29 protein-coding genes are annotated in these 25,088 nt (G+C 54.1%); 13 read left to right on the plus strand and 16 right to left on the minus strand.

Features of this window, described 5'->3' with window-relative positions; translation table 11 throughout:
- Nucleotides 1–131 precede the first annotated feature (131 nt).
- From glmM to rlmE, 4 genes are all read right to left on the minus strand, one after another.
- Nucleotides 132–1,469 carry a phosphoglucosamine mutase gene (gene glmM / locus ACF8PE_RS15590; RefSeq protein WP_032614429.1) on the minus strand — a complete coding sequence of 446 codons (1,338 nt, stop codon included), beginning with the start codon at nucleotides 1,467–1,469 and terminating at the stop codon, nucleotides 132–134.
- Complete coding sequence (folP, locus tag ACF8PE_RS15595) at nucleotides 1,462–2,310, minus strand: dihydropteroate synthase (RefSeq protein ID WP_077226312.1); 849 nt, start codon at nucleotides 2,308–2,310, stop codon at nucleotides 1,462–1,464. The genes glmM and folP overlap by 8 nt, the downstream gene beginning before the upstream one ends.
- Nucleotides 2,311–2,406: 96 nt before the next feature.
- The gene (gene ftsH, locus ACF8PE_RS15600; protein WP_032614434.1) at nucleotides 2,407–4,341 is read right to left on the minus strand and encodes an ATP-dependent zinc metalloprotease FtsH; all 1,935 of its coding nucleotides are present in this window, start codon (nucleotides 4,339–4,341) and stop codon (nucleotides 2,407–2,409) included.
- A gap of 102 nt (nucleotides 4,342–4,443) precedes the next feature.
- Nucleotides 4,444–5,070, minus strand: a complete 627-nt coding sequence (rlmE, locus tag ACF8PE_RS15605; RefSeq protein ID WP_032614435.1) for a 23S rRNA (uridine(2552)-2'-O)-methyltransferase RlmE — start codon at nucleotides 5,068–5,070, stop codon at nucleotides 4,444–4,446.
- A 122-nt stretch (nucleotides 5,071–5,192) separates the two neighbouring features.
- Here rlmE and yhbY point away from each other — a divergent pair, with 122 nt between their 5' ends.
- Nucleotides 5,193–5,486, plus strand: coding sequence for a ribosome assembly RNA-binding protein YhbY (gene yhbY / locus ACF8PE_RS15610; RefSeq protein ID WP_032614629.1), 294 nt, complete (start codon nucleotides 5,193–5,195; stop codon nucleotides 5,484–5,486).
- 152 nt (nucleotides 5,487–5,638) lie between these two features.
- Here yhbY and greA read toward each other — a convergent pair whose 3' ends face one another.
- Nucleotides 5,639–6,115 (minus strand): transcription elongation factor GreA, encoded by a 477-nt coding sequence (gene greA / locus ACF8PE_RS15615; protein ID WP_032614436.1) that lies wholly within the window; start codon nucleotides 6,113–6,115, stop codon nucleotides 5,639–5,641.
- 246 nt (nucleotides 6,116–6,361) lie between these two features.
- Here greA and dacB point away from each other — a divergent pair, with 246 nt between their 5' ends.
- Genes dacB through pmrB form a run of 3 tightly spaced genes read left to right on the plus strand, consistent with a single transcriptional unit; the run spans nucleotide 6,362 to nucleotide 9,500 of the window.
- Nucleotides 6,362–7,795, plus strand: a complete 1,434-nt coding sequence (gene dacB, locus ACF8PE_RS15620) for a serine-type D-Ala-D-Ala carboxypeptidase (protein ID WP_150872558.1) — start codon at nucleotides 6,362–6,364, stop codon at nucleotides 7,793–7,795.
- 2 nt (nucleotides 7,796–7,797) lie between these two features.
- Nucleotides 7,798–8,460 (plus strand): two-component system response regulator PmrA, encoded by a 663-nt coding sequence (gene pmrA, locus ACF8PE_RS15625; RefSeq protein WP_032614441.1) that lies wholly within the window; start codon nucleotides 7,798–7,800, stop codon nucleotides 8,458–8,460.
- Complete coding sequence (pmrB, locus tag ACF8PE_RS15630; protein WP_032614444.1) at nucleotides 8,457–9,500, plus strand: two-component system sensor histidine kinase PmrB; 1,044 nt, start codon at nucleotides 8,457–8,459, stop codon at nucleotides 9,498–9,500. The genes pmrA and pmrB overlap by 4 nt, the downstream gene beginning before the upstream one ends.
- Before the next feature lie 36 nt (nucleotides 9,501–9,536).
- Here pmrB and cgtA read toward each other — a convergent pair whose 3' ends face one another.
- From cgtA to rplU, 4 genes are all read right to left on the minus strand, one after another.
- A complete protein-coding gene (cgtA, locus tag ACF8PE_RS15635; RefSeq protein ID WP_032614446.1) occupies nucleotides 9,537–10,712 on the minus strand; it encodes an Obg family GTPase CgtA in 1,176 nt (391 codons plus the stop codon).
- A gap of 15 nt (nucleotides 10,713–10,727) precedes the next feature.
- Nucleotides 10,728–11,693 carry a DMT family transporter gene (locus ACF8PE_RS15640; protein WP_032614449.1) on the minus strand — a complete coding sequence of 322 codons (966 nt, stop codon included), beginning with the start codon at nucleotides 11,691–11,693 and terminating at the stop codon, nucleotides 10,728–10,730.
- A 96-nt stretch (nucleotides 11,694–11,789) separates the two neighbouring features.
- Nucleotides 11,790–12,047, minus strand: a complete 258-nt coding sequence (gene rpmA, locus ACF8PE_RS15645; RefSeq protein ID WP_007673187.1) for a 50S ribosomal protein L27 — start codon at nucleotides 12,045–12,047, stop codon at nucleotides 11,790–11,792.
- A 19-nt stretch (nucleotides 12,048–12,066) separates the two neighbouring features.
- A complete protein-coding gene (rplU, locus tag ACF8PE_RS15650; protein ID WP_015960603.1) occupies nucleotides 12,067–12,378 on the minus strand; it encodes a 50S ribosomal protein L21 in 312 nt (103 codons plus the stop codon).
- 256 nt (nucleotides 12,379–12,634) lie between these two features.
- Between rplU and ispB the strand changes: the two genes are divergently transcribed.
- Together ispB and sfsB are read left to right on the plus strand one after the other, a co-directional pair.
- Nucleotides 12,635–13,606 (plus strand): octaprenyl diphosphate synthase, encoded by a 972-nt coding sequence (gene ispB, locus ACF8PE_RS15655; protein WP_059307108.1) that lies wholly within the window; start codon nucleotides 12,635–12,637, stop codon nucleotides 13,604–13,606.
- A 229-nt stretch (nucleotides 13,607–13,835) separates the two neighbouring features.
- Complete coding sequence (gene sfsB, locus ACF8PE_RS15660) at nucleotides 13,836–14,120, plus strand: DNA-binding transcriptional regulator SfsB (protein ID WP_032614453.1); 285 nt, start codon at nucleotides 13,836–13,838, stop codon at nucleotides 14,118–14,120.
- Between the two features lie 62 nt (nucleotides 14,121–14,182).
- Here sfsB and murA read toward each other — a convergent pair whose 3' ends face one another.
- The 7 genes from murA to mlaF all read right to left on the minus strand — a co-directional run bounded on the left by murA (nucleotide 14,183) and on the right by mlaF (nucleotide 18,968).
- Entirely contained in the window at nucleotides 14,183–15,442 is a 1,260-nt protein-coding gene (gene murA, locus ACF8PE_RS15665; protein WP_059307107.1) for a UDP-N-acetylglucosamine 1-carboxyvinyltransferase, read from the minus strand.
- A 51-nt stretch (nucleotides 15,443–15,493) separates the two neighbouring features.
- Nucleotides 15,494–15,748 (minus strand): BolA family iron metabolism protein IbaG, encoded by a 255-nt coding sequence (gene ibaG, locus ACF8PE_RS15670; RefSeq protein WP_032614457.1) that lies wholly within the window; start codon nucleotides 15,746–15,748, stop codon nucleotides 15,494–15,496.
- Nucleotides 15,749–15,874: 126 nt separating this feature from the next.
- Nucleotides 15,875–16,168, minus strand: coding sequence for a lipid asymmetry maintenance protein MlaB (mlaB, locus tag ACF8PE_RS15675; RefSeq protein ID WP_032614460.1), 294 nt, complete (start codon nucleotides 16,166–16,168; stop codon nucleotides 15,875–15,877).
- On the minus strand, nucleotides 16,165–16,803 hold the full coding sequence (gene mlaC / locus ACF8PE_RS15680; protein WP_144838497.1) for a phospholipid-binding protein MlaC: 639 nt from the start codon (nucleotides 16,801–16,803) through the stop codon (nucleotides 16,165–16,167). Before mlaC ends, mlaB begins: the two co-directional genes overlap by 4 nt.
- Before the next feature lie 3 nt (nucleotides 16,804–16,806).
- Nucleotides 16,807–17,361, minus strand: a complete 555-nt coding sequence (gene mlaD, locus ACF8PE_RS15685) for an outer membrane lipid asymmetry maintenance protein MlaD (protein ID WP_032614464.1) — start codon at nucleotides 17,359–17,361, stop codon at nucleotides 16,807–16,809.
- Between the two features lie 4 nt (nucleotides 17,362–17,365).
- Nucleotides 17,366–18,148 (minus strand): lipid asymmetry maintenance ABC transporter permease subunit MlaE, encoded by a 783-nt coding sequence (gene mlaE, locus ACF8PE_RS15690; RefSeq protein WP_032614466.1) that lies wholly within the window; start codon nucleotides 18,146–18,148, stop codon nucleotides 17,366–17,368.
- A gap of 7 nt (nucleotides 18,149–18,155) precedes the next feature.
- The gene (gene mlaF, locus ACF8PE_RS15695; RefSeq protein ID WP_032614468.1) at nucleotides 18,156–18,968 is read right to left on the minus strand and encodes a phospholipid ABC transporter ATP-binding protein MlaF; all 813 of its coding nucleotides are present in this window, start codon (nucleotides 18,966–18,968) and stop codon (nucleotides 18,156–18,158) included.
- 229 nt (nucleotides 18,969–19,197) lie between these two features.
- Here mlaF and ACF8PE_RS15700 point away from each other — a divergent pair, with 229 nt between their 5' ends.
- The 7 genes from ACF8PE_RS15700 to rpoN are packed head-to-tail and all read left to right on the plus strand — an operon-like array spanning nucleotide 19,198 to nucleotide 25,085.
- The gene (locus tag ACF8PE_RS15700; RefSeq protein ID WP_032614470.1) at nucleotides 19,198–20,175 is read left to right on the plus strand and encodes a calcium/sodium antiporter; all 978 of its coding nucleotides are present in this window, start codon (nucleotides 19,198–19,200) and stop codon (nucleotides 20,173–20,175) included.
- Between the two features lie 13 nt (nucleotides 20,176–20,188).
- A complete protein-coding gene (gene kdsD / locus ACF8PE_RS15705; RefSeq protein WP_032614472.1) occupies nucleotides 20,189–21,175 on the plus strand; it encodes an arabinose-5-phosphate isomerase KdsD in 987 nt (328 codons plus the stop codon).
- Between the two features lie 14 nt (nucleotides 21,176–21,189).
- The gene (gene kdsC / locus ACF8PE_RS15710; protein WP_077226309.1) at nucleotides 21,190–21,756 is read left to right on the plus strand and encodes a 3-deoxy-manno-octulosonate-8-phosphatase KdsC; all 567 of its coding nucleotides are present in this window, start codon (nucleotides 21,190–21,192) and stop codon (nucleotides 21,754–21,756) included.
- Entirely contained in the window at nucleotides 21,753–22,328 is a 576-nt protein-coding gene (gene lptC / locus ACF8PE_RS15715; protein ID WP_032614475.1) for an LPS export ABC transporter periplasmic protein LptC, read from the plus strand. Before kdsC ends, lptC begins: the two co-directional genes overlap by 4 nt.
- Nucleotides 22,297–22,872: a lipopolysaccharide ABC transporter substrate-binding protein LptA gene (gene lptA, locus ACF8PE_RS15720; RefSeq protein WP_032614476.1), complete on the plus strand. Its 576-nt coding sequence runs from the start codon at nucleotides 22,297–22,299 to the stop codon at nucleotides 22,870–22,872. Before lptC ends, lptA begins: the two co-directional genes overlap by 32 nt.
- Before the next feature lie 6 nt (nucleotides 22,873–22,878).
- Nucleotides 22,879–23,604: an LPS export ABC transporter ATP-binding protein gene (gene lptB, locus ACF8PE_RS15725; protein WP_032614478.1), complete on the plus strand. Its 726-nt coding sequence runs from the start codon at nucleotides 22,879–22,881 to the stop codon at nucleotides 23,602–23,604.
- A 47-nt stretch (nucleotides 23,605–23,651) separates the two neighbouring features.
- Nucleotides 23,652–25,085, plus strand: coding sequence for an RNA polymerase factor sigma-54 (gene rpoN, locus ACF8PE_RS15730; protein ID WP_032614481.1), 1,434 nt, complete (start codon nucleotides 23,652–23,654; stop codon nucleotides 25,083–25,085).
- The last annotated feature ends 3 nt before the right edge of the window (nucleotides 25,086–25,088 follow it).

Raw genomic sequence — 25,088 nt, forward strand, 5'->3', positions numbered from 1 at the left:
CTAACCAAAGCGAATGACCTTCGCAAGGGCAATTTCAGCTCATTGTATCAAGTGCGGAAAAAAACAGCAAAACCGCCACTAATGAACAAAACGAAGGCGGCAAGCGCCGCCTTTTTAAGCACTTAACGGCGTTACGCCGCTTTTACGGCATCAGCGATGCGATGGGCAAACTCAGTCACCTGCGCTTCGTCTTCACCTTCCACCATCACGCGGATCAGTGGCTCGGTACCTGATTTACGCAGCAGGACGCGGCCACGCGAACCCAACGCCGCTTCGACTTCAGCCATCACTGCTTTCACGTTGTCGTTTTCCAGCGGATCGCCTTTACCGGCTGTGAAGCGAACGTTAACCAGGATCTGCGGGAACATTTTCATCCCGCTACACAGATCGTGCAGGGACATATGGTTACGCACCATTGCCGCGACCACCTGCAGGCTTGCCACAATGCCGTCACCGGTGGTGGTTTTGTCCAGCAGGATCACGTGGCCGGAGTTTTCCGCACCAATGCGCCAGCCTTTCTCCTGCAGTTTTTCCAGTACGTAGCGATCGCCCACTTTCGCGCGCGCAAACGGAATACCCAGCTGTTTAAGTGCCAGCTCCAGACCCATGTTGCTCATCAGCGTACCGACGGCACCGCCGCGCAACTGCCCCTGACGCAGACCTTCACGAGCAATGATATAGAGGATCTGATCCCCGTCGACCTTGTTACCTTCATGGTCAACCATGATCACGCGGTCGCCGTCGCCGTCATAGGCGATGCCGAGATCGGCCTTCTCTGCCAGCACGCGCGCCTGCAGAGCGCGAACATCCGTTGCGCCCACTTCGGCGTTGATGTTCAGCCCGTTCGGTTCACAGCCAATGGCCACAACCTGCGCACCCAGTTCGCGGAAAACGTTCGGAGCAATGTGGTAGGTGGCACCATTCGCACAGTCGACCACGATTTTAAGATGACTCAGGCTCAGCTCGTTCGGGAAAGTACCTTTACAGAATTCGATGTAGCGACCTGCCGCATCGACGATACGGCTGGCTTTACCCAGCTCAGCGGAGTCAACGCAGGTCAGCTCTTTTTCCATTTCCGCTTCGATGGCTTCTTCAACATCATCCGGCAGTTTGGTGCCATCGATTGAGAAGAATTTGATGCCATTATCGTAGAAGGGGTTATGCGAGGCAGAGATTACAATCCCTGCTTCTGCACGGAACGCACGGGTGAGATAAGCAACGGCTGGCGTCGGCATTGGTCCCGTAAAGGAGGCAGAAAGCCCCGCGGCAGAAAGACCGGCTTCCAGCGCCGATTCAAGCATATAGCCAGAGATGCGTGTATCTTTGCCAATGATGATTTTGCGTGAGCCGTGGCTGGCCAGTACCTTCCCTGCTGCCCAGCCTAACTTCAGCACAAACTCAGGTGTAATTGGCGCATCGCCCACGCGTCCACGAATGCCATCAGTGCCAAAATATTTACGATTACTCATAGTGGTTATTTCCCTTAGCTGCCAGTGTGGCTTCCACCACTCGCATGGCTTCTGTTGTCTCTTTTACGTCATGGACGCGAATAATATGCGCTCCCTGCATCGCTGCAATGACCGCGCAGGCCAGACTCCCGCTCAGGCGGTCGGATGGCCCAACGTTAAGCAACTGACCTATCATTGATTTTCGTGACATCCCGACCAGCAGCGGCAGGCCAAAATGGTGAAACTCAGATAAGCGCGCAAGAAGCTCGTAGTTATGAGAGAGATTTTTACCGAAACCGAATCCCGGGTCGAGCAGCAATTTCTCTTTTGCGATACCGGCACGTTCACAACGCGCGATATGTTCAACAAAGTAGCGATTCACATCAGCAAACACGTCATTGTACTTTGGCGCATCCTGCATGGTTTTCGGCTGGCCTTGCATATGCATCAGACAGACCGGCAACCCGGTCTCCGCCGCAGCCTCCAGCGCGCCCGGCTCGGTAAGGGAGCGAATGTCATTAATAATGTGAGCGCCTACTCTCGCTGATTCGCGAATCACCTCGGGTTTAGAGGTATCCACCGAAATCCAGACCTCGAAACGCTGCGCAAGGGCTTCGACCACCGGAATAACCCGGGACAACTCTTCATCAACGCTGACATCCGCTGCGCCCGGTCGCGTTGACTCCCCACCCACGTCGATGATGGTCGCCCCGGCGTTGATCATCATATTCGCATGTTTGACCGCCTCAATCAGCGTGTTATGCGTACCGCCATCGGAGAAGGAGTCTGGCGTGACGTTCAGGATCCCCATCACATGGGGATGAGTCAGATCGAGATAAGAATCCTGGGCGAAGAGTTTCATGGCAAATCCCTGATTTTTTTTAATTAAGCAGACAAGAAAAACCCCGGGGCAAGCCCCAGGGTTTCAGGTAAAGAGAACATCATCTACAGCGGTGACTTATTTGTCGCCCAACTGTTCTGACATGGTGTTGCCCGGGTTTGGCGTACGCGGTTCATCGACCGGACGCGGCGCACGTGGCGTGCCATTGTTGTCAGAGTTGTTGGAGGTACCTGGATCTTCCCAACCCGCTGGCGGACGCACATCACGGCGTGCCATCAGGTCGTCGATCTGCGGCGCATCGATGGTTTCATATTTCATGAGCGCATCTTTCATTGCGTGCAGGATATCCATGTTCTCGTTCAGGATCTGACGCGCGCGACCGTAGTTACGTTCAACGAGCGATTTCACTTCCTGGTCGATGATACGTGCGGTTTCGTCGGACATGTGCTTCGCTTTCGCGACGCTGCGGCCGAGGAACACTTCACCCTCTTCTTCTGCATACAGCAGCGGACCGAGTTTGTCGGAGAAGCCCCACTGGGTCACCATGTTACGTGCCAGGTTTGTCGCGACTTTAATGTCGTTGGACGCACCGGTCGAAACATGTTCCACACCGTAAATAATCTCTTCCGCCAGACGACCGCCGTACAGGGTCGAAATCTGGCTTTCCAGTTTCTGTCGGCTGGCGCTGATCGCATCGCCTTCCGGCAGGAAGAAGGTTACGCCCAGCGCACGACCGCGCGGAATAATCGTCACTTTATGCACCGGATCGTGTTCCGGTACCAGGCGACCGATAATCGCATGGCCTGCTTCGTGGTAAGCCGTGGACTCTTTCTGCGCTTCTGTCATCACCATGGAGCGGCGTTCCGCACCCATCATGATTTTGTCTTTCGCTTTCTCGAACTCCACCATCGAAACCACACGCTTGTTGCCGCGAGCAGCAAACAGGGCAGCTTCGTTCACCAGGTTAGCCAGATCCGCACCGGAGAAGCCCGGCGTACCACGTGCAATAATTGCCGCATCGATGTCCGGGGACAGCGGTACGCGACGCATGTGCACTTTCAGGATCTGTTCACGACCACGAACGTCTGGCAGACCAACTACAACCTGACGGTCGAAACGACCTGGACGCAGCAGCGCAGGGTCAAGAACGTCCGGGCGGTTAGTTGCCGCGATAACGATAATACCTTCGTTACCTTCGAAGCCGTCCATCTCAACCAGCATCTGGTTCAGCGTCTGCTCACGTTCATCGTGACCGCCACCCAGGCCTGCGCCACGCTGGCGGCCTACGGCGTCGATTTCATCGATGAAGATGATGCACGGTGCGGCTTTCTTGGCCTGTTCGAACATGTCACGCACACGGGATGCACCGACACCAACGAACATTTCCACGAAGTCAGAACCGGAAATGGTAAAGAACGGAACCTTCGCTTCACCGGCGATGGCTTTCGCCAGCAGGGTTTTACCGGTACCCGGAGGGCCGACCATCAGGACGCCTTTCGGGATCTTACCGCCCAGTTTCTGGAAACGGCTCGGTTCACGCAGGTATTCAACCAGCTCACCCACCTCTTCTTTTGCTTCGTCGCAACCAGCAACGTCAGCAAAAGTGGTTTTGATCTGGTCTTCCGTCAACATACGCGCCTTACTCTTGCCGAACGACATGGCACCTTTGCCACCGCCGCCCTGCATTTGACGCATAAAGAAGATCCAGACGCCGATAAGCAGCAGCATCGGGAACCAGGAAATGAAGATAGAAGCCAGCAGGCTTGGCTCTTCCGGCGGCTCACCTACCACCTTGACGTTTTTAGTCAGAAGGTTATCAAGCAGCTTAGGATCGTTCACCGGAATGTAAGTCGTGTAACGGTTACTATCTTTCTTGGTAACGTTGATCTCACGTCCGTTGATACGCGCTTCGCGAACCTGATCCTGGTTGACCTCTTGCAGGAAGGTAGAGTAGTCCACCTTACGGCCATTAGACTCGCTGGGCCCAAAGCTCTGGAATACTGACATCAGCACAACGGCAATGACCAGCCAGAGTATTAGGTTTTTCGCCATGTCACTCAAGGGATTAACCTCTTATTACAACTGTGTTAAAAACAGCGTCAGGATACTCAGTATCCGATTCATTTCAAACTTTCGTCTGGAATTCACCGGCTATCATTTTCGCCCGGTCGCTACAATATACACTTCACGTGAACGAGCACGCGAAGAGTCCGGCTTACGAACTTTGACCTTCGTAAACAGGGAGCGAATTTCCTTCAGATACTCCTCGAAACCTTCGCCCTGGAACACCTTCACTAAAAAACTACCACCCGGCGCTAATACATCACGGGACATTTCTAACGCCAGTTCTACCAGATACATGGAGCGAGGGATATCCACCGCCGGTGTTCCGCACATATTTGGCGCCATATCGGACATGACAACCTGAACTTTACTGTCACCTACACGTTCAAGTAACGCTTTCAGTACTAATTCATCACGAAAATCGCCCTGAAGGAAGTCCACACCAACGATGGGATCCATAGGTAAAAGATCGCAGGCGATGATTCGGCCGGTTCCGCCGATTTGTGTCACCGCATATTGCGACCATCCTCCGGGCGCTGCACCGAGGTCGACTACTGTCATCCCCGGCTTAAAGAGTTTGTCACTTTGCTGTATTTCATCAAGTTTAAACCAGGCACGGGAACGTAACCCCTTTTTCTGTGCCTGTAGAACATATTTATCGCTAAAGTGTTCCTGGAGCCAGCGGCTCGAGCTTGCAGAACGCTTTTTACCTGTCATTTAACTTTCCGTCCTGGTTCATCGTAGCCAGCGGTGTAAATTTCCACATAGCAATTTGGCGATATTAGGGAGATGGCGGTAGAATGAACCGTTTTCAATCCCAACGTAAGCAAAAATATACGATGAATCTGAGTACTAAACAAAAACAGCACCTTAAAGGTCTGGCACATCCGCTCAAGCCTGTAGTTATGCTTGGCAACAATGGTTTGACCGAAGGGGTACTGGCCGAGATTGAACAAGCGCTGGAGCACCACGAATTAATCAAAGTGAAAATCGCCTCTGAAGACAGAGACACTAAGACTTTGATCGTGGAAGCAATCGTGCGCGAAACCGGCGCCTGTAACGTACAGGTCATCGGTAAAACGCTGGTGCTCTACCGTCCATCTAAAGAGCGTAAAATCTCGCTGCCACGCTAAGATTATCCTGAATTGAACACATTTTCTGTGTAAAACGAGGGGTTTTTCATTAGCAGGTGAGCAAAATGCCATGCTCCTTGAGTTGATAAAAGGCCGCTATGCGGCCTTTTTCCTATCTTTACAATGTATCAACATCTGGCGGGAGAAGCGAATTACAGGTAATCAACCTTGATAATTTCAAACTCCACTTCCCCACCCGGGGTGCGGATGGTGACCACATCGTCCTGCTCTTTGCCAATCAGACCGCGGGCAATCGGCGAGTTTACTGAGATCAGATTCTGCTTAAAATCTGCCTCATCATCACCCACGATGCGGTAAGAAACTTCTTCATCGTTATCCAGATTGATCACGGTAACGGTGGAACCAAAAATGACACGCCCGTTGTTTGGCATTTTGGTGATATCAATCACCTGCGCATTCGACAGCTTGGCTTCGATATCTTTGATACGCCCTTCACAGAAACCCTGCTGCTCACGCGCTGCGTGATACTCGGCATTCTCTTTCAAATCGCCATGCTCACGCGCATCCGCAATGGCCGCAATGATTTCAGGGCGGCGAACAGATTTCAGAAAATCCAGCTCTTCACGCAGTTTTTCAGCCCCACGTAAGGTCATCGGAATAGCTTGCATTTGTTATACCTCTTTGACATTCCTGTTGGGTACGGGGAACCGACCCGACGACTGGCCCCGCAGGCATCACAGCCTGACACAGGTCAGAAGCAAAAGAAAACTGACCCGGAAACAAAGTTCCAGGTCAGCAGCAATTTTTCAATTTGATACGTATTTTAACGCGAAGTTCAGTATGGGTCATCGTTTACTTTACAGGGCGTTGGGTCGTAGTATGGCGGTTTGTTTCCGGGTTGTTAGCGCGAGATTATGCGATTTTCCAGATTTATCATCGGATTGACCACCACTATTGCGTTCACTGTCCAGGCAGCGAACGTTGACGAGTATATCAATCAGCTGCCCGATGGCGCCAATCTCGCCCTGATGGTGCAGAAGGTCGGTGCTCAGGCCCCTGAGATTGATTACCACAGCCAGCAGATGGCCCTGCCCGCCAGTACGCAAAAAGTGATTACGGGGCTGGCTGCCCTGCTGCAGTTGGGGCCTGACTTTCGCTTTACCACCACGCTTGAGAGCAAAGGCAACGTCGAAGATGGCGTGTTGAAAGGCGATCTTATCGCCCGTTTTGGCGGGGATCCCACGTTTAAGCGTCAGGATATTCGCAACATGGTCGCCGTGCTAAAGAAGTCTGGCGTACAGCGCATTGAAGGGAATGTGCTTATCGATACGTCCATCTTCGCCAGCCATGATAAAGCCCCCGGCTGGCCGTGGAACGACATGACCCAATGCTTTAGCGCGCCGCCTGCAGCCGCGATTGTTGATCGCAATTGCTTCTCCATCTCGTTGTACAGCGCGCCAAAAGCCAATGATTTAGCCTTTATCCGGGTGGCGTCCTACTATCCGGTTAATATGTTCAGCCAGGTACGTACCCTGGCGAAAGGGTCGCCGGAAGCGCAGTACTGCGAACTGGATGTGGTTCCAGGCGATCTCAACCGCTATACGCTGACCGGTTGCCTGACGCAACGCGCCGATCCGCTGCCGCTGGCCTTCGCTATCCAGGATGGCGCTGGTTATGCCGGGGCGATCCTGAAGGACGAACTGAAGCAGGCCAAAATCACCTACAGCGGCACGCTGTTACGCCAGACACAAAGCAACGAGCCGGGTACCGTGATTGCCAGTAAGCAATCGGCACCACTGCACGATCTGCTGAAGATCATGCTGAAAAAATCCGACAACATGATCGCTGACACCGTGTTTCGCATGATCGGCCATGCCCGCTTCGGCGTACCAGGCACCTGGCGTGCCGGTTCTGATGCGGTCAGGCAGATCCTCCGTCAGCAGGCCGGTATTGATCTGGGGAATACCATCGCGGTCGATGGCTCCGGTCTTTCGCGGCATAACCTTATCTCCCCTGCTACTATGATGCAGGTCCTTCAGTACATTGCTCAACATGACACTGAACTAAACTTTATCTCGATGTTGCCGCTCGCCGGTTATGACGGTTCCCTGCAATACCGGGCCGGTCTGCACGCCGCGGGTGTCGATGGCAAAGTCTCCGCGAAGACTGGCTCGCTACAGGGGGTTTATAACCTTGCCGGCTTTATTACCACGGCCAGCGGGCAGCGGATGGCATTTGTACAGTATCTTTCAGGCTACGCGGTTGAACCTGCAGACCAACGCAATCGCCGTATTCCGCTGGTGCGCTTTGAGAGCCGGCTTTACAAGGATATTTACCAGAATAACTAGCGATGAAATTACTCATTGTCGAAGACGATCTGTTGCTGCAGGAAGGGCTGGCTATGGCGCTCACTGCCGAGGGCTATACGCTCGATTGCGCGGGTACTGCCGCCGAGGCTGATGGCCTTATCCAGAGCGGCGAGTACAGCCTGGTGATCCTCGATCTTGGCCTGCCGGATAAAGATGGAGCTACCCTGCTCAGCCAGTGGCGTCGTCGCGGGGTGAACAATCCGGTGCTGATCCTGACGGCGCGCGATGCGCTGGTAGACAGGATCAACGGCCTGGACTCCGGCGCCGACGACTATCTGGTAAAACCCTTTGCCCTGGGGGAACTGCAGGCTCGGGCCAGAGCTTTGATCCGGCGTTATCAGGGACACAGTGATAACCTGCTCAGTGACGGCGATCTGACATTAAATTTGCAGACTCAGCAGGTGTTACAGCAGTCCCGGCCGGTTGAAGTGACGCCGAAAGAGTTCGCCCTGCTGACACGCCTGATCATGCGTACCGGCCAGACGGTTCACCGTGAAACCCTTCAGCAGGATATCTACTCCTGGCAGGACGATCCGGGCTCAAACACGCTGGAGGTCCATATCCATAATCTGCGCCGTAAGCTGGGTAGAGACCGAATCAAAACCGTGCGCGGCGTGGGCTATCGTCTTGAGAGCCAAAAATGAACAGCATGCGCCGTCGTCTGATGGTGCTGTTGGCCGTTATTCTGCTGTTCTGTCAGCTGGTCAGCGTCATCTGGCTCTGGCATGAAAGCCGGGAGCAAATCAGCTTCCTGGTCAGCGAGACGCTTTCTGCCAAAGCGCGCAACCAGCATGTAGAGAAAGAGATCCGCGAGGCGATCGCCTCGTTGCTGGTGCCTTCGCTGGTAATGGTCGGTTTTACGCTGCTGTTCTCCTTCTGGGCCGTCACCTGGATCACCCGTCCCCTCAATCAGCTCCGCGCCAGCCTGGCAAACCGCTCTGCCGACAATCTCACCCCCCTGCCGATGTATTCTGACATGGAGGAGATTGGCGCCGTCACGACCTCTCTGAACCAGCTTCTTGCCCGGCTGGATCAAACCATTAAACAGGAGCGCCTGTTCACCGCTGATGCCGCACACGAGCTGCGTACGCCTCTGGCAGGCATACGCCTTCACCTTGAGCTGATGGCGCAGTCAGGCTCGTCTCAGGCGACGACGCTGATTGCCCGTATCGACCAACTGATGCATACCGTTGAGCAACTTCTGATGCTGGCCCGCGCGAGCCAGGCTCTGGCCAGCGGGCATTACGACACGGTGAACTGGCGGGATAACATCTTTGCACCGCTGGCGCTGGAGAATGAAACCAAAGATCACACCCTGATCTGGCCGCAGACGGGCTCCCTGAGCGTCCAGGGCGATGCGACATTATTACGGCTGATGCTGCGCAATTTGCTGGAAAACGCGGTGCGTTACAGCCCGGCGGGGACAACCATTGAAGTCAGAATGCAGGAAGTGGATGATGGCACGCTGGTGAGCGTTTGCGATCAGGGCCCTGGCATTGATGAGGCCCATCGCCAGTCCATTACCGAACCGTTTCGCCGTATCGATCAACGCTACGGTGGCAGTGGGCTGGGGTTAAGCATCGTGCAACGTATCGTGCAGCTCCACCGCGGCAAACTGACGCTGGAAAACCGTCCCGAAGGTGGGCTGACGGTCGGCTGCTGGATACCGACAAAATTGAACTAAAAAAAAGCCCCCTTCATAAGGGGGCCATTGACGGTCTTAACGCTTGTAGATGAATTCGACGCCTTCTTCGTCGTCTTCGTCCCAGTCGTCATCCCAGTCTTCATCGTCTTCTTCAACCACCTGCTCTTCAAGCTGCTGACGGTGGTAGTCATCCCACATGAATTCGACTTTTTCAGGCTGCTTCGCTTCTTCTGCCTGAGTCACCGGGTTCTCGATGATAAAGGTCATCACGTCCCAGCACAGATCTTTCACGCCCATCTGGCTTGCAGCGGAGATGAGATAGTATTTATCTTCCCATCCCATCGCTTCGGCGATAGCTTTCGCTTTGGCTTCGGCTTCTGCTTTGTCCATCAGGTCGATCTTGTTGAAGACCAGCCAGCGTGGCTTCTCAGCCAGCTTCTCGCTGTATTTTTCCAGCTCGCCAACAATGATGCGGGCGTTTTCCACCGGATCGGAACCGTCGATTGGATCGATATCGATGAGGTGCAGCAGAACGCGACAGCGCTCAAGGTGTTTCAGGAAGCGAATCCCCAAACCAGCCCCTTCTGCAGCGCCTTCGATCAGGCCCGGGATATCCGCAACAACGAAGCTCTTCTCGGTATCCATACGCACCACGCCCAGGCTTGGTACCAGGGTGGTAAACGGATAGTCAGCCACTTTCGGCTTGGCCGCAGAGACCGCACGGATGAAGGTGGATTTACCGGCATTTGGCATCCCCAGCATCCCGACGTCTGCCAGCAGCATCAGCTCAAGCTGCAGATCGCGCTTGTCGCCCGGTGTACCCATCGTTTTTTGACGCGGGGAACGGTTGACGGAGGATTTGAAGCGGGTGTTGCCCAGACCGTGCCAGCCGCCTTTTGCCACCATCAGGCGCTGACCGTGTTTGGTCATATCACCCATGGTTTCACCTGTACCCTGGTCGATAACGCGCGTCCCGACCGGCACTTTCACGCTGACATCTTTGCCGCGCTTACCGGTACAGTCACGGCTCTGGCCGTTCTGGCCACGCTCTGCGCGGAAAGCTTTTTCGAAACGGTAGTCGATCAGGGTGTTAAGGTTTTCGTCGGCTTCAAGCCATACGTCACCGCCGTCACCGCCGTCGCCGCCATCAGGGCCGCCACGCGGAATGTATTTTTCACGGCGGAAGCTTACGCAACCATTACCGCCATCACCTGCCACGACCAGGATCGTTGCTTCATCAACAAACTTCATTTTACTCTCCGTAAATCATTCGCCTGAGCGGGGGACAACTACAACCGCTTCACTTTTGCGCCAACGTCCCCAAAGACGATGACCAATGGCGGAATACATCGCGCCCGCAACCACGACAAACGCACCGAGATAAGCCAACAGGTTTAACATCGGTTTGACGAAGAAATCGGGCCAGGCCATTGATAATAAATCTGAAAATAACAGCGTAAACAGCGGGGTAAGCGTAATCAGTGCGCTCACCTGTGCTGCCTGCCAGCGCGCCATCGCTTCTGCCAGCGCGCCATAACCTACTAACGTGTTCAGACCACAAAAGATCAGACACGCCAACTGCCAGTCGCTTAACTGGGTAATAACTCCCGGTTTCGCCAGCGGCAGCAGTGCAATAGTACATAAAGTGTACAGCAAAAACAGGATCTGCTGTGACGCCAGACGGCGTAATAACACCTTTTGCGCGACGCCGTAACTCACCCACACCGCCGCGGCACCCACGCCGAAAATCACACCCCAGGTGTAATCCGTCAGCCGGGTAAAGATCTCTATCAGGCTGGTATTGAAGAACAACACCAGACCGCAGAGCAGCATTATTGCCCCGATCACCTGCGTGCCGCGCATTTTCTCTTTGAGAATAACGACACTGGCGATCATCATGCCAACCGGTGACAGCTGGCCAATAACTTGCGAGGCGGTAGGGCTAAGATACTGCAGGGAAGAGCTGAACAAGATGAAGTTACCGAACAGACCGCCTGTCGCAATCGCCAGCACAATAAGCCAGCGCGGCTTGCGGAAGATGCGCATCGGCGGCAGCTTACCCTTGATTGCCAGGATAGCCCCCAGACCAATACCGGCCATCAGAAAGCGGTAGAACACCACCGTGGGTGGCTCCATCACTTCCAGCACCTGCTTCATTGCAATGGGCAATGCTCCCCAGCACATCGCTGTGATAAGTGCCAGGAGAATACCAATGCCGGCCTGCTGCTTCATGCCCGTTTTCCCTACAGAAAAAATTACCGGGTTTCCAATGTAAAAAGCCCCGCAACACGTTGCGGGGCTTTAATCCGTTACCGGACCGAGAAAACCTTACTCAGCAACAATGCTGATGTATTTACGGTTGTTCGGGCCTTTAACTTCAAATTTCACTTTACCGTCTGCTTTAGCAAACAGAGTGTGGTCACGACCGCAACCTACGTTGTTACCAGCGTGGAATTTGGTGCCACGCTGACGAACGATGATGCTACCCGCCAGAACAGTTTCGCCACCGAAACGCTTAACGCCAAGGCGTTTAGCTTCTGAATCGCGACCGTTACGTGTGGAGCCGCCAGCCTTTTTATGTGCCATTTAAATCTCTCCTCAGGTCTTAGGCGCTGATGCCAGTAATTTTCACATCAGTGAACCACTGACGGTGGCCCTGCTGCTTACGGTAGTGTTTACGACGACGAAACTTAACGATTTTAACTTTCTCGCCACGACCATGAGCAACAACTTCAGCTTTGATAACGCCGCCATCAACGAAAGGAACGCCGATTTTGACTTCTTCACCGTTTGCGATCATCAGAACTTCAGCGAACTCAACAGCTTCGCCAGTTGCGATGTCCAGCTTTTCCAGGCGAACGGTCTGACCTTCGCTTACTCGGTGTTGTTTACCACCACTTTGGAAAACCGCGTACATATAAACTCCGCTTCCGCGCACATCCTCGTGTGATTCAGAGTGCGCTATAAATATTCACAATAGGGCGCGAATATTACGCAAAACGCGAGCCTTTGACAAGTGCTACCGTCAATACATGAAGAAAAAAAACACAACACGTACGGTAACGTTTATCTGGGGCGTTTTTTCAGTACAATCAGCGCTACTATTGATAAACCGAACCCTACGTTAACCCATTTGAAATGTGGAAAACAGGACTATAAGCCCGGCTTTTGCGATGAATTTAGAAAAAATCAATGAGTTAACCGCGCAAGATATGGCGGGTGTGAATGCAGCGATCCTGGAACAGCTCGACTCTGACGTTTCCCTAATCAATCAGTTGGGTTACTACATCGTCAGCGGTGGGGGCAAACGCATCCGTCCGATGATCGCAGTACTGGCCGCTCGCGCGGTAGGTTATGAGGGTAATGCGCACGTCACGATCGCGGCGCTGATCGAATTTATCCATACCGCCACGTTGCTGCATGATGACGTTGTGGATGAGTCTGATATGCGTCGTGGTAAAGCCACCGCCAACGCGGCGTTTGGCAATGCCGCCAGCGTGTTGGTAGGTGATTTTATCTATACACGCGCCTTCCAGATGATGACCAGCCTGGGCTCGCTGAAGGTACTCGAAGTGATGTCCAAAGCGGTGAACGTGATCGCGGAAGGCGAAGTTCTGCAGCTGATGAACGTCAACGACCCGGACATCACCGAAGAGAACTATATGCGGGTGATCTACAGCAAAACGGCGCGTCTGTTTGAGGCGGCGGCCCAGTGCTCTGGTATTCTTGCTGGCTGCAGTGAGGAACAGGAACGTGGCCTGCAGGATTACGGGCGCTATCTCGGCACCGCCTTCCAGCTGATCGACGACCTGCTCGATTACAGCGCCGATGGCGAAACGCTGGGCAAAAATGTCGGGGACGATCTCAATGAGGGCAAACCGACGCTCCCGCTGCTGCATGCCATGCGTAACGGCACTCCTGAACAGGCAAGCCTCATCCGTGAAGCCATCGAGCAAGGAAACGGCCGACATCTTCTGGAACCTGTACTGGAAGCAATGGCCAACTGTGGTTCCCTGGAATGGACGCGTCAGCGTGCCGAGGAAGAAGCCGATAAAGCCATAGCCGCACTTCAGGTCATCCCTGACAGCCCATGGCGAGATGCCCTGATTGGTCTCGCGCATATTGCTGTTCAGCGCGATCGATAACGGCCAGGGGAACTCTCTTTTTTCTGACAAGAGAGTTCCTGTAAGCTCCAAATATTATCCATAACATTGCTAAAGAATCCGCTTACAGGCCGCATGATTAAAGCCCTGGCAAAATCTGAATGTTGCTTCCAGTAACGCGAACTTTTTAGAACCGCTGTTCGAAGAAGGTATAGTAACTACGTCATTTAATGGAAATGACGGGAATGTACCAGAACAGAGGGATCGCTGAATGGATAAGAAGTTTATCGACTGGCACTCGGCCGATATCATTGCCGCGCTGCGTAAAAAGGGAACATCACTGGCGGCGGAATCCCGTCGTAATGGTCTGAGTTCATCCACCCTGGCAAACGCGCTGACGCGCCCCTGGCCGAAGGGAGAACTGATCATTGCCACGGCATTAGGTACCGATCCCTGGGTCATTTGGCCATCACGCTATCATGACCCGATAACCCACGAGTTTGTCGACAGAACGCGCATGATGCGCCAGAGAAGACAACAAAAAGAGCGCCAATAATGACGCTCCTTTAAACGGGATAGCAACCCCCCAGTCGACATGGCAGGGGGCTGCCTTAACGATTACTCGCCTTTCACACGCTCAATATTTGCACCCAGCGCGCGCAGTTTATCTTCGATGCGTTCATAGCCGCGGTCGATGTGATAAATACGGTCTACCAGCGTTGTACCTTCCGCAATACAGCCCGCCAGCACCAGGCTCGCAGACGCACGCAGATCCGTTGCCATTACCTGCGCACCGGACAGTTTTTCTACGCCATGGCAGATCACTGTGTTGCTTTCGATCTCCGCATGCCCACCCATACGGATCAGTTCCGGTACGTGCATAAAACGGTTTTCGAAGATGGTTTCGGTAATGAAGCCCGTCCCTTCTGCCACCAGGTTCAGCAGGGTGAACTGCGCCTGCATATCGGTCGGGAATGCCGGGTGCGGAGCGGTACGTACGTTCACGGCCTTAGGACGCTTACCGTGCATATCGAGACTGATCCAGTCTTCTCCGGTTTCGATATCTGCACCGGCATCACGCAGCTTAGCCAGGACCGCATCCAGCGTATCGGGCTGTGCGTTACGGCAGACGATTTTACCGCCGGAAATAGCCGCGGCCACCAGGAAGGTCCCGGTTTCGATACGGTCGGGCAGAACGCGATACACACCGCCACCCAGGCGTTCAACGCCTTCGATGGTGATACGGTCGGTACCCTGGCCGGTGATCTTCGCCCCCAGGGTATTCAGGAAGTTCGCCGTGTCCACGATCTCCGGCTCGCGCGCGGCGTTCTCGATGATGGTGGTGCCTTCTGCCAGCGTAGCCGCAGACATGATGGTGACAGTGGCGCCAACGCTCACCTTATCCATCACGATATGCGCGCCCTGCAGGCGACCATTAACGGAGGCTTTGACGTAGCCCTCTTCCAGTTTGATTTCAGCGCCCAGCTTCTCGAGGCCAAAAATATGCAGATCGACCGGACGCGCACCGATGGCGCAGCCGCCCGGCAGTGAAACCTGACCCTGACCAAAACGGGCCACCAGCGGACCCAGCGCCCAAATAGAGGCACGCATGGTTTTCACCAGGTCATACGGCGCGGAAAAGTTATTCACGTTGCTGGCGTCGATCCACACGGATCCGTTACGCTCAACCTTGGTACCCAGCTGGCCAAGCAGCTTCATGGTGGTATCAATGTCTTTCAGTTTCGGGACGTTCTGGATCTCTACCGGCTCTTCCGCAAGCAGTGCGGCGAAGAGGATCGGCAGCGCGGCGTTTTTGGCGCCGGAAATTGTGACTTCGCCCTGGAGACGCGTAGGCCCCTGAACACGAAATTTGTCCATGATTTACTCTCTGTATGAATTCAACCGTGCTGCGGGCAAATCACCCTCAGCTCAAAAACCGTTTAGTTTGCGATCGCGTGCCCACTCAGTTGGGGTGAACGCCTTGATCGACAGGGCATGGATGCGATTATCCGCGATATATTCCATCAGCGGCGCATAAACAGCCTGCTGTTTTTTCACGCGGCTCATGCCGTCAAAGATTTCTCCCACAGCAATAACCTGAAAGTGGCTGCCGTCGCCGGAGACGTGGGCTTCCTGGAGGGCAAGTGCGTTCATCAGCACGGTCTGGATTTCATGATTTTCCATGGGATCTATATCATCTGGTAGTGAAAACAAGCCCAACATCTTAGAGCAAAGTGGCGCGGTCTTAAACAAGCAAAAAGCCCCGACGATGAAACAGTCGGGGCTTTTGATAGTAACGTACTGAAAAAATTAACGCGGCAATACGTCTTCCGGCAAATTATAGAGCTGGGCCAGGGTGATAACGTTATCGCTAACGCCCGAGAGCCTCACCTGCTTGCCCTGCCCTTTGCCTGTTGCCACCAGATGAACCAGCAGCGCGACGCCCGCCGTATCCACGCGGGAAATGCCGCCGAGGTCGATACAGGAAACGCCCTGCATGGCTTCATGACGTGCATCCCACAGAGAATTCAGATAATCCTGATCCAGCTCGCCAGTGAGTAATAACGTCTCACCCTCACGGGACCAGCTGAGCTGCGACATCATTTTTTGCTCTCATCCAGGGTAATTTGCTGGCGTGAGATGCTGTTTAGCTGTGCAGTCAGGCCATCAATGCCCTTGGTACGCAGTAGGTCGCTCCACTCGTTCTGCTTGGTGGTGATCATGCTGACGCCTTCAGCAATCATGTCGTACGCCTGCCAGTTACCGCTCTGGCTGTTTTTACGCCACTGGAAATCCAGACGCACTGGCGGACGACCGTTCGGATCGACGATGGTCACGCGAATAGGCAGGATGGTGGCAGAGCCAAGCGGCTGTTCCGGCGCAATCTGGTAGGTCTGACCGTGGTACATCGCCAGCGCCTGACCGTAGGCCTGCTTCAGATACTCACGGAACGCAGCAAAGTAGGCTTCACGCTGCGCGGGTGATGCGTCTTTATAGTAACGTCCCAGCACCAGTGCCCCGGCATATTTTACCTGAACATAGGGCAGCAGCTCCTGATCAACGATATCGCGCAGGTAGTCGGGATTGGAACGAATTTTCGGCTGCTCGTTTTTAAGGCGATCGAAGGTTTTCTTAGCCGCCTCATTCATCTGTTGATAGGGATTGCTCTGATCGGCTGCGTTAGCGGCAGTCAAAGGGGCAATCATCAGCATGGCAACCATTAACAGTCGTTTAATCATGAATTACTTCTCCTGAGATGAATTCGTCGTGCCAACAGGCGGCGTAATGTCACTCTGCGCAGGTGTCTGAGCAGCTTGATTCTCGTCACCCCCTTTACTGTTGTAAAGGAACTGACCAATCATGTCTTCCAGCACCATGGCTGACTTCGTATCCTGAATCACGCCACCGTCTTTAAGGATAGTCGTTCCCAGTTCCGGGTCTTCAAAACCGACGTTCAGCGCCAGGTATTGTTCCCCTAACAGGCCAGAAGTGCGGATAGACAACGAGCTGGTATCCGGGATGTGGTTGTAGCGCTCTTCAATATCCAGCGCAACGCGCGGCAGATAGGTTTTCTCGTCGAGGGTGATATCGGCAACACGCCCTACCACTACCCCGCCAATACGCACCGGAGAACGGCTTTTCAGGCCGCCAATATTATCGAAGGTGGCATAAATACGGTATGTCGGCTCGGTGCGGATTGTGGTGACATCCGCCACTTTGAAGCTCAAAAACAGTGCGGCCAGCAGCGCCAGCAAAACAAATATACCTACCCAAATTTCTACTTTTTTCGTTTGCATGAACTCATTTCCCAAACATCAGTGCGGTGAGCACAAAATCCAGAGCCAGTATGGCCAGCGACGAATGAACAACAGTGCGGGTGGTGGCCCGGCTGATACCGGCAGACGTCGGGATGGCATCGTAGCCATTGAACAGCGCTATCCAGGTGATCGTCACGGCAAATACCGCGCTTTTTATCAGGCAGTTAACCAGGTCCAGACGCCAGTCAACCGCACTTTGCATCGCTGACCAGAAGAAACCGGCATCGATCCCTTTCCATTGCACACCAACCATCGAACCGCCCCAGATCCCGACGGCAACAAAGAGGATAGTCAGCAATGGCAGAGAGATCATGCCCGCCCAGAAACGCGGCGAGATCACCCGACGCAGCGGATCCACGGCCATCATCTCCATACTGGAGAGCTGCTCGGTGGCGCGCATCAGGCCGATTTCCGCCGTCAGCGCCGAACCGGCACGCCCTGCGAACAGCAGCGCAGCAACCACCGGCCCCAGCTCACGCAGCAGGGAGAGCGCCACCAGCATACCGAGGCTGGTCTCCGCGCTATAGGTGGTGAGGACAAGATACCCTTGCAGCCCCAGCACCATCCCGATGAAGACGCCGGAAACGATGATAATGAGCATCGACAGCACGCCGACATTATATAGCTGGCGAACCAGCAGAGGGGCATGTTTGCGGAATTCCGGTTTCCCGACCAGCGCATTGAATAACATCAACCCGGCACGCCCGAACGTCCTGATGGTTTTTATGCCACGGTGTCCGAGAGCGGCCAACGCATTTAACAGCATGAGTGGCTTAACTCCCTATTCCCAATAAATCTTTATGATAATCGCCGGCCGGATAACGGAACGGCACGGGGCCATCGGCAATGCCGTCGAGGAACTGACGGACACGCGCATCGCTGTTGCTCTGCAAGGATTGTGCGCTACCGTGCGCCACAATTTTTTTATCCGCCACGATATAGGCGTAATCGGCAATGCTCAGCACTTCGGGTACGTCGTGAGTCACCACGATACAGGTCACACCCAGCGCGCTGTTCAATTCAGAGATCAGTTTGACCAGCACACCCATAGTGATGGGATCCTGACCGACGAACGGCTCATCGAACATGATCAGATCCGGTTCCAGCGCGATCGCACGCGCCAGCGCCGCACGGCGGGCCATACCGCCAGAGAGTTCGGAAGGCATCAGTTTGGCTGCGCCACGCAGGCCGACGGCTTCGAGCTTCATCATGACCGTGCTTTTCAACAGTTCTGGCGGCAGATGAGTATGCTCGCGCAGCGGATAAGCGACATTATCAAAGACGTTCATGTCAGTAAAAAGTGCCCCGGACTGAAAAAGCATGCTCATGCGTTTACGTACGGTATAGAGGCGCGAGCGGGACATCGCCGGGATATTTTCGCCGTCAAAGAGGATCTCGCCCTGGCTCGGCGGGATCTGCCCACCAATCAGACGCAGTAACGTCGTTTTACCAATGCCGGAAGGCCCCATGATGGCGGTAATTTTACCGCGAGGCACGGTGAGAGAGATGTTGTCAAAAATGACCCGGCTACTGCGCGTGAAGCTGACGCCGCGGACATCGACTATATTCGCCCCATTCAGGCTCATGTACATTTCCTTTCTGTTGCCGGTTCAGGATCGGCTTGATGCCTGATTTTGGCGCAAAACCAACATTTTTACAGAATATTATCTCTGCGACTAAGCGAAAGCTGGCATTTGTTTTACTTTTACAACGCATAAAGTCAAAATTAGGAACACGTTACGTCTACAGACAGTATGCAGCGGCAGAGATTTTTTCTCGGTGGACCGGCGAGTATACCTGAAGAAAGGACTTTTGATGCTTCTTGCAACGGCACTGTTAATAATTGGTTTACTTTTGGTGGTCTACAGTGCCGACCGTCTGGTGTTTTCCGCATCAATTCTGTGTCGTTTATTTGGCGTTCCCCCCCTGATTATTGGGATGACGGTGGTCAGCGTTGGCACCTCTCTGCCAGAGATCATCGTCTCTGTCGCCGCCTCGATGCACGATCAGGTCGATCTCGCCGTGGGCACGGCCATTGGCTCCAACATCGTTAATATCCTGCTCATCCTGGGGCTTGCCGCGCTGCTGCATCCATTTCGCGTGCATTCTGATGTTCTGCGGCGCGAATTGCCGCTAATGTTAATTGTCAGTTTGCTGGCCGGTTATGTGTTATATGACGGGCAGTTAACCCTCAGCGATGGCATTTTCTTACTGGCGCTGGCGGTCATCTGGTTGTTTTACATTGTTAAGCTGGCCCGGGCGGCAGAAAAGCAGGGCAATGACTCCCTGACCCGCGAGCAGGTAGCAGAGCTGCCGCGTGAGGGGAACTTACCCGTTGCGCTGCTCTGGCTGGGTGTGGCGCTTATCATCATGCCAATGGCGACGCAGATGATCGTGGATAACGCCACGGTGCTGGCCAATTACTTCGCCATGAGCGAGCTCACCATTGGCCTGACGGTGATTGCCATTGGCACCAGTCTGCCTGAGCTGGCCACGGCGATTGCCGGTGCGCGTAAAGGCGAAGATGACATGGCGATTGGCAATATTATCGGTTCCAATATTTTCAATATTGCTATCGTGCTGGGCCTGCCGGCCCTGATCGCCCCTGGCGCGTTTAATCCGCTCGCGTTCAGCCGCGATTATGGCGTGATGGTGTTAGTCAGCGCCATCTTCGCCCTGCTCTGCTGGCGGCGTAAAAGGCAGATTGGTCAGGGCGTTGGTGCGCTGCTGACGGTGGGATTTGTCGTATGGATGGCGATGCTGTACTGGCTCTCGCCGCTTCTCTCTGGGTAAACGGAAACGCATTATGTCGCAAATAGAATTGCAGCCGGGTTTTGACTTTCAGAAAGCAGGAAAACAAGTTCTGGAGATAGAACGTGAAGGTCTGGCGCAGTTAGATCAATACATTAATCAGGATTTTAGCCTCGCGTGTGAGAAAATTTTCCACTGTTCCGGCAAAGTCGTGGTGATGGGAATGGGCAAATCCGGCCACATTGGCCGTAAAATGGCGGCCACCTTCGCCAGTACCGGCACCACGGCCTTTTTCGTTCATCCCGGAGAAGCGGCGCACGGTGACCTGGGAATGGTGTCGGCACAGGATATCGTCATCGCCTTATCGAACTCTGGCGAATCGAATGAAATCCTGGCGCTGATCCCGGTATTGAAGCGGCTCCACGTTCCCCTCATCTGTATTACCAGCCGCCCTGAGAGTAGCATGGCGCGCGCCGCGGATATCCATCTGTGCGTCAAAGTGCCAAAAGAGGCGTGCCCGTTGGGTTTGGCCCCGACCTCCAGTACCACCGCTGCGCTGGTAATGGGTGATGCGCTGGCTGTCGCCCTGCTCGAAGCCCGCGGTTTTACCGCCGAAGACTTCGCCCTTTCCCATCCGGGCGGTGCGCTGGGACGTAAATTGCTGCTGCGGGCGAATGACATCATGCACACCGGGGATGAAATTCCGCATGTCAGCAAAGACGCCTCTTTGCGCGATGCGCTGCTGGAGATTACCCGTAAAAATCTCGGCATGACTGTCATCTGTAACGACCAGATGACGATCGAAGGAATCTTTACCGACGGCGACCTACGCCGCGTCTTTGACATGGGAGTCGATGTCCGTAAGTTGGGTATCGCCGATGTGATGACGGCCGGGGGGATCCGGGTGCGTCCCGGTACGCTGGCTGTCGAAGTGTTAAACCTGATGCAGTCCCGCCATATCACCTCCGTTATGGTTGCCGATGGCGACCAGTTGCTGGGTGTGATACATATGCATGATCTGCTGCGCGCAGGCGTAGTGTAATGAAGGATAAGACAATGAGTAATACGGGTGCATCCCTTGCAACCTGTTATGGCCCGGTCAGTGCGCAGATGATGTCGCAGGCCGAAAACATTCACCTGCTGATCCTGGATGTGGATGGCGTGCTCTCTGATGGCCTGATTTATATGGGCAACAATGGCGAAGAGCTGAAGGCCTTTAACGTCCGTGATGGCTATGGCATTCGCTGTGCGCTCACTTCTGGCATAGAAGTCGCCATTATCACCGGGCGTAAGGCTAAACTAGTAGAAGATCGCTGCGAAACGCTGGGCATCACCCATCTCTATCAGGGACAATCCGATAAGATGGTCGCTTTCAGGGACTTACTTGGTAAACTTGCCATCGCCCCGGAAAATGTCGCCTATGTCGGAGACGATCTCATTGACTGGCCAGTGATGGCGGAAGTGGGCCTGAGCGTCGCCGTGGCTGATGCCCATCCACTTTTGATCCCGCGCGCTGACTACGTCACCCGTATCAACGGTGGCCGCGGCGCAGTGAGAGAAGTCTGCGACCTGCTGCTGCTGGCGCAAGGTAAGCTTGATGAGGCCAAAGGGCAATCGATATGAGTAAAACCAGACGTTGGGTTATTATTCTGCTTTCGCTGGTAGCACTGGTACTGATTGGCGTGAATCTCGCTGACAAGGACGACGAACAAGCGCCGACGGTCAATACTAACGATCCAACATACAAAAGCGATCACAGCGATACCGTGGTGTACAGCCCGGAAGGGGCGCTGAATTACCGCCTTATCGCTCAACATGTTGAGTATTTTTCCGAACAGGGCGTCTCATGGTTTACCCAACCGGTGATGACCACGTTTGATACCAATAAAGTTCCAACATGGTCGATTAAATCAGACCGGGCAAAACTGACGAATGACCGTATGCTTTATCTGTATGGTCATGTTGAGGTGAATGCGCTGACCGCAGACGCACAGCTGCGCAAAATCACAACCGATAACGCACAGATTAACCTTGTGACTCAGGATGTAACGTCGCAGGATCTGGTTACGTTATACGGCACCACATTTAATTCCAGCGGTCTGAGAATGCGCGGGAACTTACGCAGCAAGAACGCAGAGCTGATTGAAAAGGTTAGAACCTCCTATGAAATTCCAAGCAAACAAACTCAGCCTTAATGTTGTTATTGCCAGCGCGCTGCTGGCCGTCAGCGTGCCTGCGCTTGCTGTGACGGGTGATACCGAGCAGCCGATTCATATCGAATCCGATACGCAGTCGCTCGATATGCAGGGCAATGTAGTGACCTTTACCGGCAATGTTGTGGTGACTCAGGGCACTATCAAAATCAACGCCGATAAGGTGGTGGTAACACGTCCTGGCGGGGAAGACGGTAAAGAGATTATCGATGGCTACGGCAACCCGGCCACCTTCTACCAGATGCAGGACAACGGCAAGCCGGTGAAAGGCCACGCTTCCCAGATGCACTACGAGCTGGCGAAAGACTTTGTGGTGCTGACCGGGAATGCGTACCTGGAGCAGCTCGACAGCAACATCAAGGGCGACAAGATCACCTATCTGGTGAAAGAACAAAAAATGCAGGCCTTCAGTGAAAAAGGCAAACGCGTGACGACCGTCCTGGTCCCATCGCAGCTGCAGGACAAAAACAGCACTCAGGCTCCGGCACAGAACCCTCAGGCCCCGGCACAGAAAAAGAGTAACTAATTCGTTATGGCAACATTAACTGCAAAGAATCTCGCCAAAGCCTACAAGGGCCGTCGCGTAGTGGAAGATGTCAGTTTGACCGTCAACTCCGGCGAAATTGTCGGCCTGTTGGGTCCTAACGGTGCAGGTAAAACCACCACCTTTTATATGGTGGTAGGGATTGTGCCGCGTGATGCGGGTAACATCATTATTGATGACGAAGACATCAGCCTGCTGCCCCTCCACGCGCGTGCGCGTCGCGGTATCGGCTACCTGCCGCAGGAAGCCTCGATCTTCCGTCGTCTGAGCGTCTTCGACAACCTGATGGCGGTACTGCAGATTCGTGACGATTTGACCTCTGAGCAGCGTCAGGATCGCGCCAACGAGCTGATGGAAGAGTTCCATATCGAACATCTGCGCGACAGCATGGGCCAGGCGCTCTCCGGTGGTGAACGCCGCCGTGTGGAAATTGCCCGCGCGCTGGCCGCTAACCCAAAATTCATTCTGCTCGATGAGCCTTTTGCGGGCGTTGACCCGATTTCGGTTATCGACATTAAACGGATTATTGAGCATCTGCGCGACAGTGGTCTGGGCGTACTGATCACCGACCACAACGTTCGTGAGACGCTGGCAGTCTGTGAACGTGCTTACATCGTCAGCCAGGGCCATCTTATCGCCCACGGTACACCGCAGCAGATCCTCGAAGACGATCATGTTAAGCGCGTGTATCTTGGGGAAGACTTCAGACTCTGATAGGGTAGAAGTTCAGTCTCGCCTAAACGGAGAAAAATGCTCTGAACATGAAGCAAGGTTTGCAATTAAGGCTCAGCCAACAGCTGGCAATGACGCCGCAGTTACAACAGGCCATTCGTCTGTTGCAGCTGTCGACGCTAGAACTTCAGCAGGAGCTTCAGCAAGCGCTGGACAGTAATCCCCTGCTTGAGCAAACCGATCTTCACGACGAGGTAGAAACCCAGCAAACGCAGGATAACGAAACGCTCGACAGCGTCGACGCGCTGGAGCAAAAAGAGATGCCTGACGAGCTTCCTCTTGATGCCAGCTGGGATGAGATCTACACCGCCGGTACGCCATCCGGTACGCGCGCCGATTACCAGGATGATGAGTTACCGGTGTATCAGGGCGAAACCACCCAGTCCCTCCAGGATTACCTGATGTGGCAGGTGGAGCTAACACCGTTTTCCGATACCGATCGCGCCATTGCCACCTCCATTGTCGATGCCGTCGATGAGACCGGCTATTTAACCGTGCCGCTGGACGACATTCTGGAAAGCATCGGTGATGATGAGATCGATCTTGAAGAGGTCGAAGCGGTCCTGAAGCGCGTGCAGCGTTTTGATCCGATTGGCGTTGCGGCACGTGATTTACGTGACTGCCTGCTGATTCAGCTTTCGCAGTTCGTCAAAGAGACGCCGTGGCTGGAAGAGGCTCGTCTGATCGTCAGCGAGCATCTGGATCTGCTGGCCAACCACGACTTCCGCTCGTTGATGCGCGTGACGCGATTGAAAGAAGAGATCCTGAAAGAGGCGGTCAATCTTATTCAGTCGTTGGATCCGCGTCCGGGGCAATCCATCCAGACAAGCGAGCCTGAGTACGTTATTCCCGATGTACTGGTACGCAAGCATAACGGCCTGTGGACCGTGGAGCTGAATTCCGACAGCATCCCGCGCCTGCAAATTAATCAGCAATACGCCTCGATGTGCACCAGTTCGCGCAACGACTCGGATAACCAATTTATCCGCAGCAACCTGCAGGAGGCGCGCTGGCTGATCAAAAGCCTCGAGAGCCGCAATGATACGCTGCTACGCGTGAGCCGCTGCATCGTAGAGCAACAGCAGGCCTTCTTTGAACAAGGTGAAGAATTTATGAAACCGATGGTGCTGGCGGATATCGCCCAGGCCGTCGAGATGCATGAATCAACGATTTCCCGCGTGACGACGCAGAAGTATCTGCACAGCCCGCGCGGTATTTTTGAGCTTAAGTATTTTTTCTCCAGCCATGTCAATACCGAAGGCGGTGGCGAAGCTTCTTCTACAGCCATCCGGGCGCTGGTGAAAAAATTGATCGCCGCGGAAAACCCCGCGAAACCACTGAGCGACAGTAAGTTAACCACCATGCTGTCCGATCAAGGTATCATGGTGGCACGCCGTACTGTTGCGAAGTATCGAGAGTCTTTATCCATTCCGCCGTCCAACCAGCGTAAACAACTGGTCTGACAC

Origin of the sequence: Leclercia sp. GLN_9, from assembly GCF_043105735.1 — a bacterium.
GTDB lineage: Bacteria > Pseudomonadota > Gammaproteobacteria > Enterobacterales > Enterobacteriaceae > Enterobacter > Enterobacter adecarboxylatus.

What these genes read in the sequence shown, in the direction of transcription:
- lptC (WP_032614475.1), top strand. Translation starts at nt 21,753, where the DNA reads ATGAGTAAAACCAGACGTTGGGTTATTATTCTGCTTTCGCTGGTAGCA.
- ibaG (WP_032614457.1), bottom strand. Translation starts at nt 15,748, where the DNA reads ATGGAAAATCATGAAATCCAGACCGTGCTGATGAACGCACTTGCCCTC.
- rlmE (WP_032614435.1), bottom strand. Translation starts at nt 5,070, where the DNA reads ATGACAGGTAAAAAGCGTTCTGCAAGCTCGAGCCGCTGGCTCCAGGAA.
- greA (WP_032614436.1), bottom strand. Translation starts at nt 6,115, where the DNA reads ATGCAAGCTATTCCGATGACCTTACGTGGGGCTGAAAAACTGCGTGAA.
- rplU (WP_015960603.1), bottom strand. Translation starts at nt 12,378, where the DNA reads ATGTACGCGGTTTTCCAAAGTGGTGGTAAACAACACCGAGTAAGCGAA.
- pmrA (WP_032614441.1), top strand. Translation starts at nt 7,798, where the DNA reads ATGAAATTACTCATTGTCGAAGACGATCTGTTGCTGCAGGAAGGGCTG.
- ispB (WP_059307108.1), top strand. Translation starts at nt 12,635, where the DNA reads ATGAATTTAGAAAAAATCAATGAGTTAACCGCGCAAGATATGGCGGGT.
- yhbY (WP_032614629.1), top strand. Translation starts at nt 5,193, where the DNA reads ATGAATCTGAGTACTAAACAAAAACAGCACCTTAAAGGTCTGGCACAT.
- ftsH (WP_032614434.1), bottom strand. Translation starts at nt 4,341, where the DNA reads ATGGCGAAAAACCTAATACTCTGGCTGGTCATTGCCGTTGTGCTGATG.
- mlaE (WP_032614466.1), bottom strand. Translation starts at nt 18,148, where the DNA reads ATGCTGTTAAATGCGTTGGCCGCTCTCGGACACCGTGGCATAAAAACC.
- mlaF (WP_032614468.1), bottom strand. Translation starts at nt 18,968, where the DNA reads ATGAGCCTGAATGGGGCGAATATAGTCGATGTCCGCGGCGTCAGCTTC.
- lptA (WP_032614476.1), top strand. Translation starts at nt 22,297, where the DNA reads ATGAAATTCCAAGCAAACAAACTCAGCCTTAATGTTGTTATTGCCAGC.
- mlaB (WP_032614460.1), bottom strand. Translation starts at nt 16,168, where the DNA reads ATGATGTCGCAGCTCAGCTGGTCCCGTGAGGGTGAGACGTTATTACTC.
- kdsC (WP_077226309.1), top strand. Translation starts at nt 21,190, where the DNA reads ATGAGTAATACGGGTGCATCCCTTGCAACCTGTTATGGCCCGGTCAGT.
- murA (WP_059307107.1), bottom strand. Translation starts at nt 15,442, where the DNA reads ATGGACAAATTTCGTGTTCAGGGGCCTACGCGTCTCCAGGGCGAAGTC.
- mlaD (WP_032614464.1), bottom strand. Translation starts at nt 17,361, where the DNA reads ATGCAAACGAAAAAAGTAGAAATTTGGGTAGGTATATTTGTTTTGCTG.
- cgtA (WP_032614446.1), bottom strand. Translation starts at nt 10,712, where the DNA reads ATGAAGTTTGTTGATGAAGCAACGATCCTGGTCGTGGCAGGTGATGGC.
- rpoN (WP_032614481.1), top strand. Translation starts at nt 23,652, where the DNA reads ATGAAGCAAGGTTTGCAATTAAGGCTCAGCCAACAGCTGGCAATGACG.
- mlaC (WP_144838497.1), bottom strand. Translation starts at nt 16,803, where the DNA reads ATGATTAAACGACTGTTAATGGTTGCCATGCTGATGATTGCCCCTTTG.
- glmM (WP_032614429.1), bottom strand. Translation starts at nt 1,469, where the DNA reads ATGAGTAATCGTAAATATTTTGGCACTGATGGCATTCGTGGACGCGTG.
- folP (WP_077226312.1), bottom strand. Translation starts at nt 2,310, where the DNA reads ATGAAACTCTTCGCCCAGGATTCTTATCTCGATCTGACTCATCCCCAT.
- rpmA (WP_007673187.1), bottom strand. Translation starts at nt 12,047, where the DNA reads ATGGCACATAAAAAGGCTGGCGGCTCCACACGTAACGGTCGCGATTCA.
- dacB (WP_150872558.1), top strand. Translation starts at nt 6,362, where the DNA reads ATGCGATTTTCCAGATTTATCATCGGATTGACCACCACTATTGCGTTC.
- ACF8PE_RS15700 (WP_032614470.1), top strand. Translation starts at nt 19,198, where the DNA reads ATGCTTCTTGCAACGGCACTGTTAATAATTGGTTTACTTTTGGTGGTC.
- lptB (WP_032614478.1), top strand. Translation starts at nt 22,879, where the DNA reads ATGGCAACATTAACTGCAAAGAATCTCGCCAAAGCCTACAAGGGCCGT.
- sfsB (WP_032614453.1), top strand. Translation starts at nt 13,836, where the DNA reads ATGGATAAGAAGTTTATCGACTGGCACTCGGCCGATATCATTGCCGCG.
- kdsD (WP_032614472.1), top strand. Translation starts at nt 20,189, where the DNA reads ATGTCGCAAATAGAATTGCAGCCGGGTTTTGACTTTCAGAAAGCAGGA.
- pmrB (WP_032614444.1), top strand. Translation starts at nt 8,457, where the DNA reads ATGAACAGCATGCGCCGTCGTCTGATGGTGCTGTTGGCCGTTATTCTG.
- ACF8PE_RS15640 (WP_032614449.1), bottom strand. Translation starts at nt 11,693, where the DNA reads ATGAAGCAGCAGGCCGGCATTGGTATTCTCCTGGCACTTATCACAGCG.